The 16,686-nt window shown below is 55.2% G+C and carries 14 protein-coding genes; 8 read left to right on the top strand and 6 right to left on the bottom strand.

The genetic code is table 11. The features are described 5' to 3' along the window. Nucleotides 1-11 precede the first annotated feature (11 nt). Genes SCARR_RS14465 through SCARR_RS14455 form a run of 3 tightly spaced genes read right to left on the bottom strand, consistent with a single transcriptional unit; the run spans nt 12 to nt 2,582 of the window. On the bottom strand, nt 12-239 hold the full coding sequence (locus SCARR_RS14465) for a DUF2164 family protein (protein ID WP_136062389.1): 228 nt from the start codon (nt 237-239) through the stop codon (nt 12-14). Beyond that, a complete protein-coding gene (locus SCARR_RS14460; RefSeq protein ID WP_136062388.1) occupies nt 239-1,342 on the bottom strand; it encodes an Ldh family oxidoreductase in 1,104 nt (367 codons plus the stop codon). Before SCARR_RS14460 ends, SCARR_RS14465 begins: the two co-directional genes overlap by 1 nt. Before the next feature lie 31 nt (nt 1,343-1,373). After that, nucleotides 1,374-2,582: a glycosyltransferase gene (locus tag SCARR_RS14455; protein WP_136062387.1), complete on the bottom strand. Its 1,209-nt coding sequence runs from the start codon at nt 2,580-2,582 to the stop codon at nt 1,374-1,376. A 145-nt stretch (nt 2,583-2,727) separates the two neighbouring features. Here SCARR_RS14455 and SCARR_RS14450 point away from each other — a divergent pair, with 145 nt between their 5' ends. Both SCARR_RS14450 and tsaD read left to right on the top strand, forming a co-directional pair. Continuing rightward, nucleotides 2,728-3,303 carry an LPP20 family lipoprotein gene (locus tag SCARR_RS14450; RefSeq protein WP_136062386.1) on the top strand — a complete coding sequence of 192 codons (576 nt, stop codon included), beginning with the start codon at nt 2,728-2,730 and terminating at the stop codon, nt 3,301-3,303. A gap of 152 nt (nt 3,304-3,455) precedes the next feature. Then, nucleotides 3,456-4,511 (top strand): tRNA (adenosine(37)-N6)-threonylcarbamoyltransferase complex transferase subunit TsaD, encoded by a 1,056-nt coding sequence (tsaD, locus tag SCARR_RS14445; protein WP_136062385.1) that lies wholly within the window; start codon nt 3,456-3,458, stop codon nt 4,509-4,511. Between the two features lie 2 nt (nt 4,512-4,513). Here tsaD and SCARR_RS14440 read toward each other — a convergent pair whose 3' ends face one another. Beyond that, nucleotides 4,514-5,209, bottom strand: a complete 696-nt coding sequence (locus SCARR_RS14440; RefSeq protein WP_136062384.1) for a hypothetical protein — start codon at nt 5,207-5,209, stop codon at nt 4,514-4,516. Nucleotides 5,210-5,261: 52 nt separating this feature from the next. Next, nucleotides 5,262-8,840 carry a chromosome segregation protein SMC gene (gene smc / locus SCARR_RS14435; protein WP_168433320.1) on the bottom strand — a complete coding sequence of 1,193 codons (3,579 nt, stop codon included), beginning with the start codon at nt 8,838-8,840 and terminating at the stop codon, nt 5,262-5,264. Nucleotides 8,841-9,064: 224 nt separating this feature from the next. Between smc and SCARR_RS14430 the strand changes: the two genes are divergently transcribed. Next, a complete protein-coding gene (locus SCARR_RS14430; RefSeq protein WP_136062382.1) occupies nt 9,065-9,700 on the top strand; it encodes a C39 family peptidase in 636 nt (211 codons plus the stop codon). On the opposite strand, the gene SCARR_RS14425 is transcribed toward SCARR_RS14430, so the two are convergent. Next, on the bottom strand, nt 9,697-9,936 hold the full coding sequence (locus tag SCARR_RS14425; RefSeq protein WP_136062381.1) for a hypothetical protein: 240 nt from the start codon (nt 9,934-9,936) through the stop codon (nt 9,697-9,699). The two genes, SCARR_RS14430 and SCARR_RS14425, sit on opposite strands and share 4 nt — an antisense overlap. Nucleotides 9,937-9,988: 52 nt before the next feature. Here SCARR_RS14425 and SCARR_RS28200 point away from each other — a divergent pair, with 52 nt between their 5' ends. The 5 genes from SCARR_RS28200 (at nt 9,989) to SCARR_RS14405 (ending at nt 16,650) form a co-directional block, all read left to right on the top strand. Beyond that, nucleotides 9,989-10,159 (top strand): hypothetical protein, encoded by a 171-nt coding sequence (locus SCARR_RS28200; protein WP_168433319.1) that lies wholly within the window; start codon nt 9,989-9,991, stop codon nt 10,157-10,159. A gap of 13 nt (nt 10,160-10,172) precedes the next feature. Further along, nucleotides 10,173-12,332: a sensor histidine kinase gene (locus tag SCARR_RS14420; protein WP_136062380.1), complete on the top strand. Its 2,160-nt coding sequence runs from the start codon at nt 10,173-10,175 to the stop codon at nt 12,330-12,332. A 77-nt stretch (nt 12,333-12,409) separates the two neighbouring features. Then, nucleotides 12,410-13,045: a response regulator gene (locus SCARR_RS14415; RefSeq protein WP_136062379.1), complete on the top strand. Its 636-nt coding sequence runs from the start codon at nt 12,410-12,412 to the stop codon at nt 13,043-13,045. Nucleotides 13,046-13,261: 216 nt separating this feature from the next. Further along, nucleotides 13,262-14,728 carry an arylsulfatase gene (locus SCARR_RS14410; protein WP_136062378.1) on the top strand — a complete coding sequence of 489 codons (1,467 nt, stop codon included), beginning with the start codon at nt 13,262-13,264 and terminating at the stop codon, nt 14,726-14,728. 92 nt (nt 14,729-14,820) lie between these two features. After that, on the top strand, nt 14,821-16,650 hold the full coding sequence (locus tag SCARR_RS14405; protein ID WP_136062377.1) for a glycoside hydrolase family 36 protein: 1,830 nt from the start codon (nt 14,821-14,823) through the stop codon (nt 16,648-16,650). Nucleotides 16,651-16,686: the final 36 nt, after the last annotated feature.

Raw genomic sequence — 16,686 nt, 5'->3', positions numbered from 1 at the left:
GCGGTCCGCAGCTATTTTTTCTCGAAGAGGGCTTCGAGGTCTTCTAGTTGCGTGAACATGAATTGTTTCATGTCCTGAATGGCGGTGTTGTAGATGGCCGGTGCGAGCTTTTCGATAAACGCATCGAGAAGCCGGTCGGCCTTGAAGTCGCTGATCTCTTCGTCGAACTCGTCAAAATAGATCCCCACAAGCTTCCTGCGAAGCTCGCTTTGCTGGGTGTCGGAAAGTTTGACTTCCATTATTCGAAATCGAATTTATAGCCAAGGCCCAGCTCGTTGCGCATGGTGATCATGTCTTTCTGCAACGCTTCATTGACCGGTACGCCGGAGTCCGCACGCTCGATTCCGGTGAGGTGTTCCTTTTCGCCGCAGGTGTAGATGCGTTCGGCGCCGGGCGCCTTTTCAGATTCGCGCAAGGCACGCATAATGTCGCCCGCGCTCTTGCGGAAGTCTGTCGGTTCGCAGAAGCATTTGATGTCGATGGCGATAAAGAAGTGGCCGAGCTGGTAGGGTTTGCGTTCGCCGTTGGCGTCGCGATCGGTGAGCTGCTGGAGGAAGGCGCCCTGCTGCAGGGCGGCGGACAGGACTTCCGTGACGGTGGCAAAGCCGTAGCCTTTATAGCCGCCGTTTTCTTCGCCGATGCCGCCGATGGGCGCGAGCGCCGCTTCGCCTTTGACGAGGTCTTCGAGAATCTGCTTGGAATTGGTCTTGCTCTTTCCGTCGCGCCCGATGATGAGGCCTTCGGGGCAGTCCTTTCCTTCGCGGGCATACTGCTCGATCTTGCCGCGCTGAATGACGGAGGTGGCGTAGTCGTTGACAAAATCGAAGGGCTCGTCGGTGGGGAAGCCGAAGACGAGCGGGTTGGTGCCGAGCATGTTTTCAACGCCGAAGGTGGGGGCAATCGACGGCCGTGCATTGGTGCCGGAAATGCCGATCATGTTTTCGGCGCAGGCCATGAGCGGATAGTAGCCGGCAATGCCGTAGTGGGTGGAGTTGCGAGCCACGACCATGCCCATGCCGTGTTTCTTGGCTTTGTCGATGGCCATCTGCATGCATCGCTTGGCGACGACCATGCCCATGCCGTGGTGGCCGTCGACCACTGCGGTGGCGAGGTGGTCGCGCACGATTTCGAACTCGGTGGAGGCCTGCTGGATTTTTTGGTGCACAATGCGGTCGTAGTAGATTGGCTTCAGCCGGCCAATGCCGTGGGAGTCGATGCCGCGTTTGTCGGAGGCTATGAGTACGCCGGCGCAGGTCTTGGCTTCGTCGGCGGGAACGCCGATGGCCGTGAATACGTCGAGCATGAATTTTTCCATGTAGTCGAAAGAAATGTGGTGCAGCATGTTTAATCTCTCCGTTGTTGATTGCGTAGCTCTATATAGATACCACTTCTTGCAGGATTTGTTCAAGCTCGTGGGTGGTGGAACGGATGTCGTATTGTTTTTTCACCATGACTTTGGCGGCTTGGCCCATGTTGACGGCAAGCTGATGGTCGTTGAGAAGCCACTCGATAGAGTCGGCAAACAGTTCCGGGGTGTCGGCAATAAAGCTGTTCATTCCGTTTTGAGCTGGTATGCCCGCTGCGCCGAGCGAGGTGGACACGACGGGCAGGCCGGTGGCCATCGCTTCAAGCATTTTGATCCGCAGTCCGGAGCCGAGCCGCATCGGGTTGATGAAGATGCTGGCCTGTTCGCGGTAGGGGCGTAGGTCGTCAACCAAGCCGGCCACGACCACTCGGCCGTCCTTTTTGGCGAACCGTTTCATTTCGTCGCTGGCGCCTTCGCCGACGAGGTAGTACTGCAGGTCCGGATGCTTGGCCGAAACCAACGGCCACACTTCCCGGGCGAACCACATGGCGCCGTCGTGGTTCGATTTGTTGGCGAAATAACCGCACATCATTAAGATTGGTTGCTTTGCCCGCCTCGTTTGCTTCCGGTTCAGATAGCCGCAGTCGATGCCGGGCGGGATGACGGAGACGGGAAGCTGGGGAGCATGGTTCAACAGCGTAAAGCGGTCTTCCGCCGTGAGGGTGAGGATGTGGTCCATTGCGCTGTAGAGCTCGAATTCATATTTTTCAAGCATTCGGACCTGGGACGCGCTCTTCAGCCGAAGTGCGGGAGAAACGCCGGAGGTTTCCATATACTTGCTGAAGGCCGTCGTCAGGCAGCGGTGGCAGGAGACCACTTTGTGTACGGCTGAGAGGTAGGGGTTGCGGTAGAGGTACTGGCCCATTTCGCCAAACTCGGCAATGACCACGTCGTATTTGGTGCGGCAGACCATATCGCCCACGGTGCGCATCATCTGTTTTGAATGGTTTTTCCAGAAAATAGCCGGCATCGAGCTGCTGATATAGTCGCGGAACACGCGGGTGATCACATTGGGTTGGGGGGTTGGTGCGGTTTCAAGTTCCATCAGTGATTTTTGCAACTCAGGAATATATCCCGTGTTTTCCGAAGCAACAAAGGCCGCCAATCCTACTTGGTGCCCTTGGTCGATCAGCTGCCGCATTCGCTGATAGATCAGCCGATGGCCTCCTGCCACATTTTCGTGCGGCAATCGATTGGCGAGAAATAGAATTTTCATGACGCGCGCACTTTAACCAATCGGCGGATGCAGTTACACACAAAAAACAGTTGCGGACGCTTTCCAATCCTCCAATAATGTAAAACGTATTAAGGGTTTTGGAGCAGAAGTTCCAATGTGCCGGAAATCATAACAGGAGGTTGAGATGAAACGTGTTGCTTTTAGTGTGTTGTCCCTTGCAGTCTGCATCGGTTTTGCTGGATGCAAATCCAAGCCCAAGATGGATTCGGACAAATCGATGTTCGACTACATGCAGGAAGAAGTCGGCAAGATCACAGAAAATGGAGGCATGGCCTCGGTCGGGCTCGGCGAATCCAGCAATACGCAACTGGCCATCACCAAAGCCAAAATGGAAGCCCGCAAGAATCTGGCTCAGTTGGTTCAAGTGAAAATCGAAAACCTCGAGAAGGCCTTTATCGAAGAAATCGGCGAAGCCAGCGGCTCGGAAATGAACGAGCTGTTCTCCTCGGCCACTAAGCAGATCACGTCCCAGACGCTGCAGGGCACCGTGCCGAAGATGCAGAAGTACGAAACCGACGACGGCATCACCACCGCCTATGTTTTGATGGTGCTTAACCCTGACATCATTGTTGACTCGCTGAAGAACAACAATGCCAAGCACCTGTATGAGCGCTTCCGCGCCTCTAAGGCGTTTGAGGAACTCGACAAGGAAATCAAGGAGTTCGACGAGGCCGAGCGCCAAGGCTTGCTCGGCATGTAAGGGGATTGGAGAATTGGAGGAATGGATGGTTGGAAAAGCGCTGTTTCCGGCCTCCGTTCATAAAATTCCATTCATCCAATCTTCCCGCCTTGCATCAATCCAATTCAAAACGGGGCTTGAATACTCCATTCAAGCCCCGTTTTATATGCGTCATGAAAATTCTTGGAATCGAAACCTCGTGCGATGAAACCGCGGCCGCCATTGTTGAAGATGGGCGCACCGTGCTTTCCAACGCCATCTACTCCCAGATCGCTAAGCACCGGCCTTACGGCGGCGTCGTGCCGGAGATCGCTTCGCGCAACCATGTGGCCAAGCTTCCGGGCATCATTGAAGAGGCTCTGGCTGAAGCGGGCGAGAGTTTCGACTCCATTGACGCCATTGCCTGCACCTATGGCCCCGGATTGGCCAGCTCGCTGTTGATCGGGTTTGCCGCGGCCAAGACGCTGGCGCAGCGGCTGGGCAAGCCGCTTATCGGGGTGAACCACCACGAAGGACACTTGCACTCTGTTTTCATGAAAGACGATGCTCCGGCCGAGGATGAGGTTTTCCCGATGCTCGGTTTGATGGTTTCCGGCGGCGACAGCAGCCTGGTGCTGATGCAGGGCCCCGGACAATACGAGCTGCTCGGAAGCACTATTGATGATGCCGCCGGCGAAGCGCTCGACAAAGCGGCGGCCGTGCTGGGCCTCGGCTATCCCGGCGGGCCGATCATTCAAAAAACCGCCGAGGGCGGCAACCCGAAAGCGATCCGCTTTCCGCGCGGATTGGAGCAATCGGACCGGGGCAAGTGGGTCTATAAATATGACCGCGATCTATGCTTCAGCTTCAGCGGGCTGAAAACCTCGCTGCTCACCCATGTTAAGAATCTGGACCATACACCCGAGGGCGACGAACTGTGCAACATAGCCGCCAGCTATCAAGAGGCGGTTTGCGACGCGCTCGTTATACGAGTTGAGCGTGCGCTGGGCCGTTTCCCGATCAAGAGTTTCTGTTGCGCCGGCGGCGTTTCGCTCAACAAGGTGCTGCGCGAAAAGCTGACGGCGCTTTCCGCAAAGACGGTTGTGCCACTGCTGTTGTGTCCGCCGGCCTACTGCACCGACAACGCGGCCATGATTGCCGGCGTGGCCTGTGAAAAGGCGCGGCTCGGCAAGCTTGGCGCCGAACCCAATGATGTGAATCCCAATCTGCGGCTCGCTGACTGGGTCTAGCTTCAGCCCTGGTGGCCGGATGCTTTGACGAGCGCAAAGAAGCGGTCTTCGTATTTTTCCCAGAGGCCGTTTTGCTTGAGCATGTCGGCGAGGCCGTTGATTCGGCCGGAATCGCGCGAGGCGTCCAGAAACGCTTGGTTAATGTTGTCGGCCAAGGTTTGTTTCATGGAGAGGGATTGCTGCTTTAAATCCTGAATGTTGCCGCGTGCCGAGTTTTGCACCAGTTCAACCATCAGCTTCATCAGGCAGACTTCCCACGGGGTGTCGACGCCGGTGAGGATCGCGCTGAGCGGATCATCTTTGGCGGCCACTTCACTCTTCACGCGGTCGAGCACATTGTCGATGTGGTCGGTGACGACATATTCCTTGAGCTCCTGCTTCTGCAACGTGAAACCGTACTGGAGGATGCGCAGTTCGTTGGCGTGTTCGGCAAGCCATTCCGCATATTGCTGCGCCTCTTCGCCGAGATCGCCTACGTCCATTTGTCCGAGCGACTGCGGTGTAATGATTGCCGGCTTGAGCGCTTTCAGGTGGCCTTCGCGGACGCGGACTTGATCGACGCTGTCCATCAGCTCGCAGACGAGGTAGTAGTTCACCACCGTGTCGCCGAAGGTTTCCAGCCGGCTCGATGGAGCGGTGATCAGTTCGGTATTGTTCACCGCGTACCAAAAATCAAATTGTCGCTTGTTATTATCCATAGCAGGGCTTTTCAGGTTTCAAGTTTCAGGTTTCCCGTTTCCGGGCGCAGCCCTACTTCATAGTCTTTTCATTTTGCTGGTAGTCGGCGAATTTCATCGAGACGACCCTGGAGATGCCGCGGGTCTGCATCGTAACGCCGTAGATTACGTCGGCGGTGGCGATGGTTTGGCGGCTGTGGGTGATGATAACGAATTGCGACTCGAGCACGAATCCCTTGAGCGCTTCGACAAAGCGGTTGATGTTGGCGTCGTCGAGGGCGGCGTCGAGCTCGTCGAGCACGCAGAACGGGCTGGGCTTGACCTTGAAGAGCGAGAAGAGCAGGGCGACCGCCGTCATGGTGCGCTCGCCGCCCGACAGCAGCGAGATGGTCTGCAGTTTCTTGCCGGGCGGGCGGGCAATGATTTCGATGCCGGCTTCGAGTACGTCTTCATCGTCGGTGAGCACCAGTTTGGCGGAACCGCCGCCGAAGAGCTGCGTGAACATGCCTTGGAACTGCTCATTCACCTTATTGAAGGTGTCCTTGAACATTTCGGTGGTGGTGGCGTTGATCGTCTTGATCATGTCGAGCAGCTGCGTCTTGGCGGTGATTAGGTCTTCCTGTTGCTTGTTCAGGAAAGCGTGGCGCTCTTCGTATTCGGCGTGCTCTTCGATGGCGACCAGATTGACCGGCCCCATGGAGTCGAGTTTGGCCTGCAGTTCGGCCACGCGGGTTTCGATGGTCTCGCGGTCGGGCACCTCGTCGTTTTCCCAGTGGGGCGCCTCGGCTTCGGACAACTCTTCCTTGGTGATGTGGTAGGCGCCGGTCACGCGTTCGAGCGCATTGTCGTGGCGCATGGTGAACTCGGCTTTCTCGACCTCAAATTTGGACTTGCGGTTGAGTTCGCCTTCGAGCGTGTTGCGCAGGCCGCGCAAGCGGTTCTCCGCGGTGGTGAGGAGCAAGAGGGTTTCCTCGCGCCGCGCCCGCTCGGTTTCCAGGGTTTGGGTGGTTTCCTGCAACCGGATCTCAAGCGGCTCGATCTGGGCGGTCTCGTCCTCGATCGCGGTCCGAAGGTCTTCGATGCGCCGGTTGTAGGAGTCGATCCCGCCGGTGCGGTCGTTGATCAGCTCTTCGAGCTCGCGGATGCGCGCTTCCATCGGCTCCTTGCGGTTGTTCAAATGCTCCAGCGCCTGCGATTTTTGGGAATAGACGATCCGGTGCTCGGAAGTGATTGAGAGGGCGTCGGAGCGCTTCTCTTCGACTTCGTTGAGCGCGCTGGTTTGTTCGCTGATTTGCGAGCGAATATTGGCTTGGCGATCGCGCGACTCCTGCAGTTCGGCGGCGAGGCGGGTGCGCATTTCAACGCCCTGGCTTTCGCTTTTATTTAGGTTGTCGAATTCAAAGGTTACGATTTCGACGCGTTCACGTGCGCTGGCGGTTTCTCGGACAATCACCTGGCGCTCGCCCTCTTGAAGCGCGAGTTCGCGGCGGTATTCTTCGAGCATGTGCCGGGCGCTTTCGATTGTGGAGGCGATGCCGGATTCTTCGCCGCGCAGGGTTTCGAGCGAGGTTTTCAGCGATTGGAGGGTTTCTTCGAGCAAGCCGATCTCTTCCTGCAGCTGTTCGCGCATCTGGTGGCGGGCGAGGGGGCTCTTGTCTTCCGTGCCGGGCATCCATAGCTCGGACGATCCTGCGCCGGAGACGACCGTGCCGTTTTGCGAAACCACGACGGTGTCGGCGGAAAGAATGTCGGGGATTTCCATTTCGGAACCGACCACGCGCACGTTCCAGAAAAGACGGCGCACCAGCGGCGCGACGTCGTCGTTGAAGGTGATGCAGTCGAGCAGTCCTTTTCCGACGGGGGAGGAGGTGTCGAGGTCGGCTTCGTCCTTGCTGGAGGCGACGCTCAGGATGCGTATGCTTCCGGCTTCTTGGTCGCGGAGCCAGTTGAGCGCTTCGCGGGCATAGGCTTCGTCTTTCACGACGATGGCATCGATGCACGGGCGCAGGATGGCTTCGAGTGCCGTTTGGTATTCCGGCGAAGTTTTCAGCTGTTCGGCCAGCGGGCCGATGATGCCGGCGCGGTCGGGCGAGAAGTCGGCCGGCGGATCGAGCAGCAGCTGGGCGCCGGGCGGGAACCCTTCCTGACGGGCTTCGCCGCCGGAGAGCATTTCGAGCTGCGCATTTTTAGCGGCCGCCACATGCTGCATTTCGTTGAGCTTGCTCTCGTTGCTGACGATTAAGTCTTTGCGGTTGGTGCGGTCGGAGTTGAGGCTGTTGAGCGTTTCGGCCTGTTCGGCCACTTTGCCGGAGAGCATTTCAACCTTGGTGTCCATTTCCTCCTGATGCACCATGAAAGAACCGAGGGAGCGTTCGAGCTCCGATTTTTCCGTGGAGAGGCGCTCTTTTTTGAGCATGGCCTCGCGGTCGCGCGCGTCGAGGGCATTTAGCTCGTTCTGCATCTTGGATGATTTGGAGTCGAGGGCGACCGATTCGTTGCGCAGGTTGTTGAGCTGCGAGCGGGTGCCGTTCATCTGGTCTTCGACTTCCTTCTGCACCAGCGTAACGCGCTCGAGCCCTTCTTTGGCGGCTTCCTTTTCCTGCGTCGCCTCGGTGATGTCGGAAATGATTTTTTCCAGCTCGGTGCGGTGCGCCTCGAGGCGGATGCGGGCTTCCTCGGTTTCCTGCGTGTTGCGCTGGGCGAGGGTGGTCAGCTCCGCAATGCGGTCGGTGTTCATGGCGATCAGGTGGCGGGTGCGTTCGAGCTCGCTGCGCGCGGCCGAGGCCTGTTCCATGGCTTCGGAAATCGTATTTTCGAGCAGGGTCAGCGCTTCGCGCGACGCCTCGGCCTCGGTTTCGGCCGATTCGACCTGCCGGTGCAGTTCGTTGACTTTTTGTTCCAGAACCTGGAGTTCGCCGGTCAGTTCGTTGATCTTTTTTGCGTATTCGGCGAGGCGTTCGCGCGTGACGTAAATATCAAGGTTGCGCATTTCTTCGGAGAGGTCTTTATAGCGCTTGGCCTTTCCGGCTTGGCGCTGGAGCGAGATGATTTGGCGCTTGACCTCGCGGATGACGTCGGCGAGGCGGAGCAGATTGGCTTCGGTGTGCTCGAGCTTGCGCAGGGCTTCCTTTTTGTCGGCCTTGTATTTGGTGATGCCGCTGGCCTCTTCGAAGACGGTGCGGCGGTCTTCTGGACGGGCGGATAGAATCTGGTCGATCTTTCCCTGTTCGAGCACGGAATAGGAATCGGTGCCGACGCCGGTATCCATGAACAGGCGCTGGATGTCTTTGAGGCGGCAGGCCTTGCGGTTGAGGAAGTAGCCGCTTTCGCCGGAGCGGAACACGCGACGGGTGATGCAGACTTCGTTGTATTCGATTCCAAGCGATTCCGTGCAGTCGGCCAGCGTAATGCTGACCTCGGCCATGCCCAGCGGTTTGGCGGAGTTGGTGCCGTTGAAAATGACGTCTTCCATCTTGGCGCCGCGCAACGCCCGGGCGCGCTGTTCGCCCAGCACCCAACGTACGGCGTCGGAAACGTTGCTTTTACCGCAGCCGTTCGGTCCGACAATCGCAGTCATTCCCGGCTCGAATTCGAGCTTGGTTTTATTCGCGAAGCTTTTAAATCCAACAATTTCCAAGGTTTTCAGATACACAAGGGGTCCCTCCAGAAAAACGATCGCCCAAGCTACCATAATCGGCGCGGCGCATGGAAACCGAATTTTGCTTCAAAACGGTGCTTATAACGCAGCCGGAGACGGCTGTATTTTTTAAAGCCTCCTCAAAGCTGAGCCATCCGTCCTGATTAATCTCTTGATTCAGCCTCTTCGGGCGGTAGTCTCCGTTGCGTTCAGCGCATGAACACTTGAGGCGGAGCTAAATGAAACAGAGCGTATTTTTGAAAAACAGGCGATTGAGGGGCTTTTTGGCCGTTGCGGTGTTGGCGTTGATGGCTGGATGTGCAACCATCCCTGTTGCAGATAGATATGCAAATGCGTCCGTTGAACTGGACATTCCGGATCGGCGGTGGGATCCTGGGCGACCCGATAAAAGCGTGGGGTGGTGCGGTGAAGCGTGCATTCAAATGGCCATGTTGCACTACGGCAAAGAGGTTTCGCAGCACGCCATCAACCAAGCCGGAAACCCGGGGCATCCCGACCTTTATGCGTACGACTTGGACGATGCGATGGACGTGCTCGGCGTTTCATACCTTGAGTGGAAATGGTCCGACCGGGATCTGCAATCATTCATAATTTGGATCAAGGAGCAGTTGTCTTCCGGATATCCTGTCATATGCGGCGTCAAGATATACCCGGATAAGCAGCCCAGCTGGTACTTGGACCACTTTGTCCTCGTGGTGGGGTTTAACGAATACGGCCTGATTATGAACACCCAGCCGGATTTAGACGGCCAAGCTTTGGTTCCATACAAGCAGCTTGCGTCAACTGATCCCGGCTATTCATTCAAAAGCAGAAAGAAGCGTTATTTCGGATGGGCCGTCACAGGCCTTCGCTAGAATCTCGAATAATCATATTCCTTATTTGCCTTGCATTCTCCACTTTGCTCCGAACAAAAATCACGTTTCGCGCGGGGTGTTCCCTCGTTTTCAGGGGGCCGTCGATCTCTCTCCAGTTCCTTTGCGATATTGGACTCGCTCATGCCTGCCTTTAAAAAGCCCTCAATTAAAATGCGCTCGTTCCTGTTCAAATACTTGCCCTTGCGTGTTTGGGTGCTACCTTTCCCTTGCTCCATGCCGATGTTCCTTTCTTCGTTTGTGGTGAATTGAAGAAAGGTTCATTCTGGCATGGAGCACTCGATTTCCAAACTGGGCATTTTAATTTACAGTCTGCCGGAATGCAGCCTCGCCTCGAAATATCCTAGACGTGTCAAAGCGATGCGCGATACCATCGTGGAAATTGCCTCGGAAAAAGCTGTTGGAGAGAAGGGGCTGGACAAGAAACAGCTCGGGTTCTGACGCAGGAGCATAGTTGAAACGGTTTTGGCATGTTGAACGGATTTGGATTGCTTTGGTTGCGGCCATGGTTTCATTTGCCGTTGCTGGAGAACAGGAATCGGTTGATGCCCGTAATCCGGAAGAGTGGCGGGCGAGGCGGGATGCTGAAAAGCTGAACCTGAGCCGTTGGCCTCATAAGCGAATCTTACAGCTTGCGGCCGAACGGGAGCGGCTCCTTCAACAGATTGCCGTGCTGCCGAAGCATGATCCGCAACCGCTCCCCGATCGTTTGGGGTATCATTCTGCTTTTGGGGATTCATCCTCGCTCTCAAACGCCCACCACGAACTGGAGGTGGAGTGGAAGACGTTTTATGCCAAACTGTATTCAATCGCCCTGGCTCCTGCATTCAACTCCAAGAATCCAGGCGGAGGACCCTACGCCTTTCCGAAGCGCTTTGAGATCGAGGCCAAAGTGCTTGGTCGCAGGTGGAAGGGCGACAAAGAGACCGGGCATTGGGTGGATGATCCGTTGCTCGATGAATGGGTGGAGATCGCAAACTGGCTGGATGAAGATTTCCCCGATCCAGGACCTTATCCGGTGTTCTTTGATGTAACGGAGCGTAGGGTTAAACAGGTGCGCATGACGGTTCCCCTGCTGGAACGGGAATCGGGTGCGGGATATTATGCGCTGGGTGAAATATATGTTTTCCGAAGGTTGGAAAATGGCGAGATGGGCGACAACATGACCTTTTGGTGGGATGTGGTGGATATCCGGGTTTCTGACTCTTTTTCAGTTTATCCTCTTTGGGACAAGACCTATCTCTATGATGGGGCAGTAGGTTTCGGGCTTCCGTTAAGTGGGCAAACGGATGTTGAAGAGGATTTTATGGTGACGTTCGAGGACCACGATCCTGTGTCTGAGCAGGTTGAGTTTCTGATGGATCTCGGCGTAACCCAAAAGATTGGACGAATAGAATTCTGGCCGGCCGAAGCGCCGGGGCAGATGGCGGTTTCCATGTTCGGATTCCCGGGCGAGATTACCGTGGAGCTTTCGCCCGATCCCGATTTCAGTACGTCCAGAATCATTGAGGTGAAAGACGCGGGAGAACAGTTGTTTCATGACAACCTCCTCACGGTCATATGCAAAGGCTATGAAGGTCGATACATTCGAATTTCACTAAGGAATCTGTCTGAGTTCAAAGGGCGGCCGATTCTGGGATTAGGTGAAATTTCCGTGGCCGAACTCGGCAAGATTCTGTCGATGGGATCCAAGGTGACCGCACGTGGTATCCCTGAGAGATACCTCCCTCAGTTGCCGCGCCTGGTCGATGGATGCAGTCGCCGTTGCCGCATTCTTCCCGAGGGGGAATGGATTAGGGGATTGGCGCTGCGTCGGCCGTTGGATCAGCGATTAACAGTTGTAGAGCAGAAATTAACAGTTGCAAAAGAGTCGTGGCGCACTCTCCAGTTTCGCTTGAGCATTGCAGGTCTTGTTGTTCTGGTGCTGTCTTTGCTGGGCGGGTGGGGATTCCTCCGGATGCAACGGCAACAGATATTGAAAAGACTGAAGCTCAGGATCACGCAGGATCTGCACGACGAAGTGGGCAGCAACCTAGGCAGCATTTCGCTTATGGCGGATCAGTTGCGTTCTTCGGTGGTTGAAGAGGATTTGAAGGAGGATATGTTCGATCTTTCACTGCTCGCGCGGGAAGCGTGTGCCTCGCTGCGAGAGGTGGTGTGGGTGGTCGATCAAAACCGAATAAGTCTGCCGGAGCTGATCCGGAAAATGGTTGAACGCGCAGAGCGGGTGATGAGTGGTATTCGTCTCTCGATCGATGTCTCGCAGGAGTGTCCGGACGTTGAGGTCTCTCTGGTATACAAAAGGCATCTTCAGATGTTTTTCAAGGAAGCAGTCCATAATTGCGTCCGTCATGCGGAAGCAACCCAGGCGTGGTTGTCCTTTTTCATCGAGCAAGGGCAGTTGTTGATCGTACTGGTCGATAATGGCCGCGGATTCGATCCGAACGCAGCAACCGGAGGGTGGGGCGTGAAAAATATGCGGAAACGGGCGGAGGAAATGGGCGGAATACTGCATATTCAATCCGCGCCCGGCAAGGGGACGGAAATACGTTTGTCCATCCCGTTCTCAAAACTGGTCGGAGAGCCTTCGAAGGCCTATTCAACCTCGAACTAAAATTCCGGTGTGTTTTCATATGAGCAGGTCAGACAGCAGGCGTATTGATTTTTATTTAATTTTAAGGAGCCGGTTTTATGATTCCCTTTAATATCTGGATTGTCGAAGACGACACCGGCTTTCGCCGCATTCTGCAACGGATGCTGAATCGGGTAGACCATATTACCTGTGCCCGGACTTTTCCTTCCTGCGAGGATCTGTTTGAAACCATTGACGAAGACGTCCATCCGGATCTGTTGCTGATGGATTTGGGACTTCCGGGGATGGGAGGCGTTGAAGGTATTCAGAAACTGACTCAAGTTGCACCCGAAATTACGGTGGTTGTCCTGACGGTTTTCAATGACAAGCAGAAGGTGCTGGATGCACTGGATGCAGGGGCCACCGGATATCTTCTTAAAACCGCAAGTCACGAAGAAATCCTCATGGGCCTTCAGAATGTTTTCCTTGGTGGAGCAGCGTTAAGTCCTTCCATCGCTAAAATCGTTCTTCAGGAAATGCGGAAGCCGGAGCCATCCGAAGAGTTCGATCTTTCCGATCGCGAGGTTGAAGTGCTTGAGCAACTGGCCAAGGGCCTATCCGTGCAGGAGATTGCTGATGCGCTAGATATCGCCCATCGAACCGGTCGCTTTCACCTGTCAAGAATCTACGAAAAACTACAGGTTCAGTCCCAGGCCGGAGCCGTTGCCAAAGCGCTCAGGGCTGGCATTATCTGATTCCATAAGAGTTGTTGTGCTGCATCGGTGGCGCAGTTTGTACATCCAGTTGTTTCAATTGGATTTTGTGTGAGTCGAAGCCGTTGGCTATCAGTGGCTATACGGCCAGTTGACCTTTCTCTTCATTTTCTGCCAACCTCTTCACCTATTCTTTTTTATAGGGCAGCCGTCAAGCGGTGCTTCTTATGGCAACTAGGTATCAGGCGAGGAAAAAAAATGAAATGTGTACGAATGATCAAACGAATCTGTCTTTTTATGGCCGGGATGGCCGCTGTTTCAGTAATGGCTGCCCGCGCGCCAAATATTATTTATATTCTCGCGGATGATCTTGGATACGGAGATTTAAGCTGCAACGGGCAGAACCATTTCCAGACGCCGAACATTGACCGCTTGGCGGCCGAAGGCATGAAATTTATCCAGCACTATTCAGGAAGCACCGTGTGCGCTCCTTCGCGTTGCGCGCTGCTGACCGGTCTGCACACCGGGCATGCGGCGGTTCGTGGCAACGCTGCATTCAACCCGGAAGGGCAGCAACCGATGCCGGGCGATACCTGCACCATGGCTCACATGCTCAAGGAAGCAGGCTATGCCACGGGGGTGTTCGGCAAATGGGGGCTGGGCGCGCCGGGCACGGCCAGCGAGCCGTTGAAGATGGGTTTTGATCGTTTCTATGGCTACAACTGCCAGCGGCAGGCGCACCACTACTATCCCTATTTTCTCTGGAATGACGATCAGCGCGAAATGCTTTGGGGCAACTTCGGTCTGGAAACGGAAGAGTATGCTCCAACGCTGATTCATGAACAGGCGATGCGCTTTATTGAGGACAATAAGGATAAACCATTCTTCTGCTATTACGCGCTTGTACAGCCCCATGCTGAAATGTTCGCACCTGAAGAATACATGGAAAAATACCGCGGAAAGTTCCTGCCGGAAAGTTCGTATGAAGGCACCGACGGCGGACCCGATTTCCGTAAGTTTGCATATGGCTCGCAGCCCGAAGCGCATGCGGCGTTCGCTGCGATGGTCAACTGTATCGACGACTATGTGGGCGACATCACGGCCAAATTAAAGAAACTGGGTATTGACGATAATACGCTGATCATTTTCACCTCGGACAACGGTCCGCACCAAGAGGGCGGCCACGATCCGGCCTATTTTAATTCCAACGGTTCGCAACGCGGCTTAAAGCGCGATCTCTATGAAGGAGGCATCCATGTGCCGATGATTGCCCGATGGCCGGGAACCGTGAAGGCGGGGACGGTATCGGAGCATCTCTCCGCGTTCTGGGATATGATGCCCACCGCCGCGGAACTCGCCGGCAAGACGGTCCCGGAAGGCATTGACGGGATCTCCTTTCTGCCGACCCTGCTCGGGCAATCCGGGCAGAGGCGGCACGATTATCTTTACTGGGAGTTCCACGATACCAAAGGCCGGCTGGCCATCCGAAAGGGAAAGTGGAAGGGCGTGCGGTACGAAGTCGCGGTTGATCCAGATTCGGAGATCGAGTTATACGATCTCTCGAGCGATCCGGCAGAGTGCGTGAACGTGGCGAAAGACTATCCCGAGGTGGTTGAAGAGCTGACTGCTTTGCTGAAGTCGGCCCGGGTGGAGTCGCCAAACCCTAACTTTAATTTCCCCCTGAAAAAAATGAACGGGCAACATGGGGATGCTCATAAGCGATAGAGAGCCCGGATACGTGCATGTTTTAAAGACGAAAGCCATGGCTGAACATTCCGCAGATGAGCGAGTAGCTGCCGGTTAAATGAAGGAGAGGTATGAAACATATTTGGTTAGGACTGATCATCGGGGCGAACGTGTTTGCCTCGGCAAAGGCGCCGCAGGAATGGAACGGCATCACGGTGGCTGTGGAGGCGGATCATCCGGTCGCTGTTGTAAAGGAACTTAAGAATGCGAATGACGGTTTCCATCGGTTGGTAATAACCCTTTCCAATGAGGGGGAGGAAACGTTGACCCTATCGGAGATCATGGTCAAGGTGCCGATCACAGAACCGCTCTCAGACAAGATGAAAATGGTCTGCGGCAGCAGTTGCATGAACCAACGTACGATGCGCTGCCATGCCGTGGGAAAGCAGGGAAAGGATAGCCTGAGCTTCATGTATGAAATGGTTCGGCTTGGAGAGGATCAGTTCGTTTTTGCCGGATCGCTTTCATGGCGCATCTTTCTGCCGGTTTTTACGCTGGAGGACAACGCGTTTGTTATACGCTCCGACGGTGAAGGTAAGCAGCTTGCACCGGGCCAGAGCATTCAGTATGAGCAGATTGTTCTGACCCATTCATCTTGCTGGCTGGAGATGCTCGATTCATTTGGAGAGGCCATTGCAAAGGCAAACGGCATCGGGAAACTGAAGGATGTTGAGTTCAGGGGATGGGCGACGTGGGACTACTATGGTCGAGTCTTTTCGCAAGAGGACATCTTCGGAAATATGGATGAACTGAATAAGCTGGATCCCGATTGCAACCTGATCCAGATCGATGGCGGCTGGTGGACGGAACGCGGCGACTATACCAGCGTGCGTCCTGACCTGCCAGGCGGCATCAAAGCCATCGCTGATCGCATCGCCAGTGAAGGAAAGATGCCGGGGCTGCACTTTGATGGGTTCCGCGGCGATACCGCTTCTGAAATCTGTAAAGCCCATCCTGAATATTTCCTGCACGACCAGGAAGGCAAGATGATTGTGCATACCCAGCAGAAGACGGAGCGCGTCCTGAATAATGTTTTTTTCGACTATTCGCATTCCGGTGCCCGGGCCTACATCGCCGAATGCGTCAGAACGATGAAGGAGGAATGGGGCATCCGCTACTTCAAGGTCGACTTTATGCGCTATGGCCTGGAAATCGAGCTTAAGCAGGAACTGGGTGTGAAAAAAGTTGTGGCGTACGATCCATCACTCACTGGTGTGGAACGGTTCCGTCTTGGCATGCAGACGTTGCGGGATGCCATCGGGCAGGAAAACTATTTCCTCGGCTGTTCAGCCGTGTTTGGTCCATGCATTGGCTTTGTCGATGGCATGCGCACCGGTGGCGATATCCATCCGCGCTATGAGGCGTTCTCCGAGCGTTGCCTCGCCAACACCGGAAATTTTTATCTCGCGGGAAAGGTCTTTAACGGCGATTGCGACTATCTCGTGTTTCGCGAAGCCGCCGATGAGGATGCAAAGGTATCCCAGAACAGGGTGAAGCACGGCGGCAGCATGGCGATGAACGAGGCCCGAATGTGGGCCGACTACAACAAGCTATACGGAATGTGCCGGCTGCACTCTGACAACCTGATGACGCTGCGCGGCGAGCGCAAGGCGCTCGTCAAAGAGGTATTTGATTCTCCGTCCATGGACGAAACCGTTCCGCTCGATTTCTGGAAACACGGCAGGAATAAAACCGATGGCTATGAGTTGCTGCTCGCCCGCCGCGGCAAGGAAATCGTCCTGGGCATTTTCAACTGGAGCGATGAGACGAAGGAATACAATCTTCCGGTGTTTGGAGACGGCGGCATTCAGACCTTGGAAGCCCGTCGCTCCATCGTGATTCCTTATGCTGGAAAGCTTTCGTTCGATGAGCTGAGCAAAAGCATCGTCGTAGCCCTTTAGGTACAAATAAGATGTAACGATCGGGCATCAAAGAGA

It is taken from the genome of Pontiella sulfatireligans (assembly GCF_900890705.1).
GTDB lineage: Bacteria > Verrucomicrobiota > Kiritimatiellia > Kiritimatiellales > Pontiellaceae > Pontiella > Pontiella sulfatireligans.
This window is presented reverse-complemented; position numbering and strand designations above follow the sequence as displayed.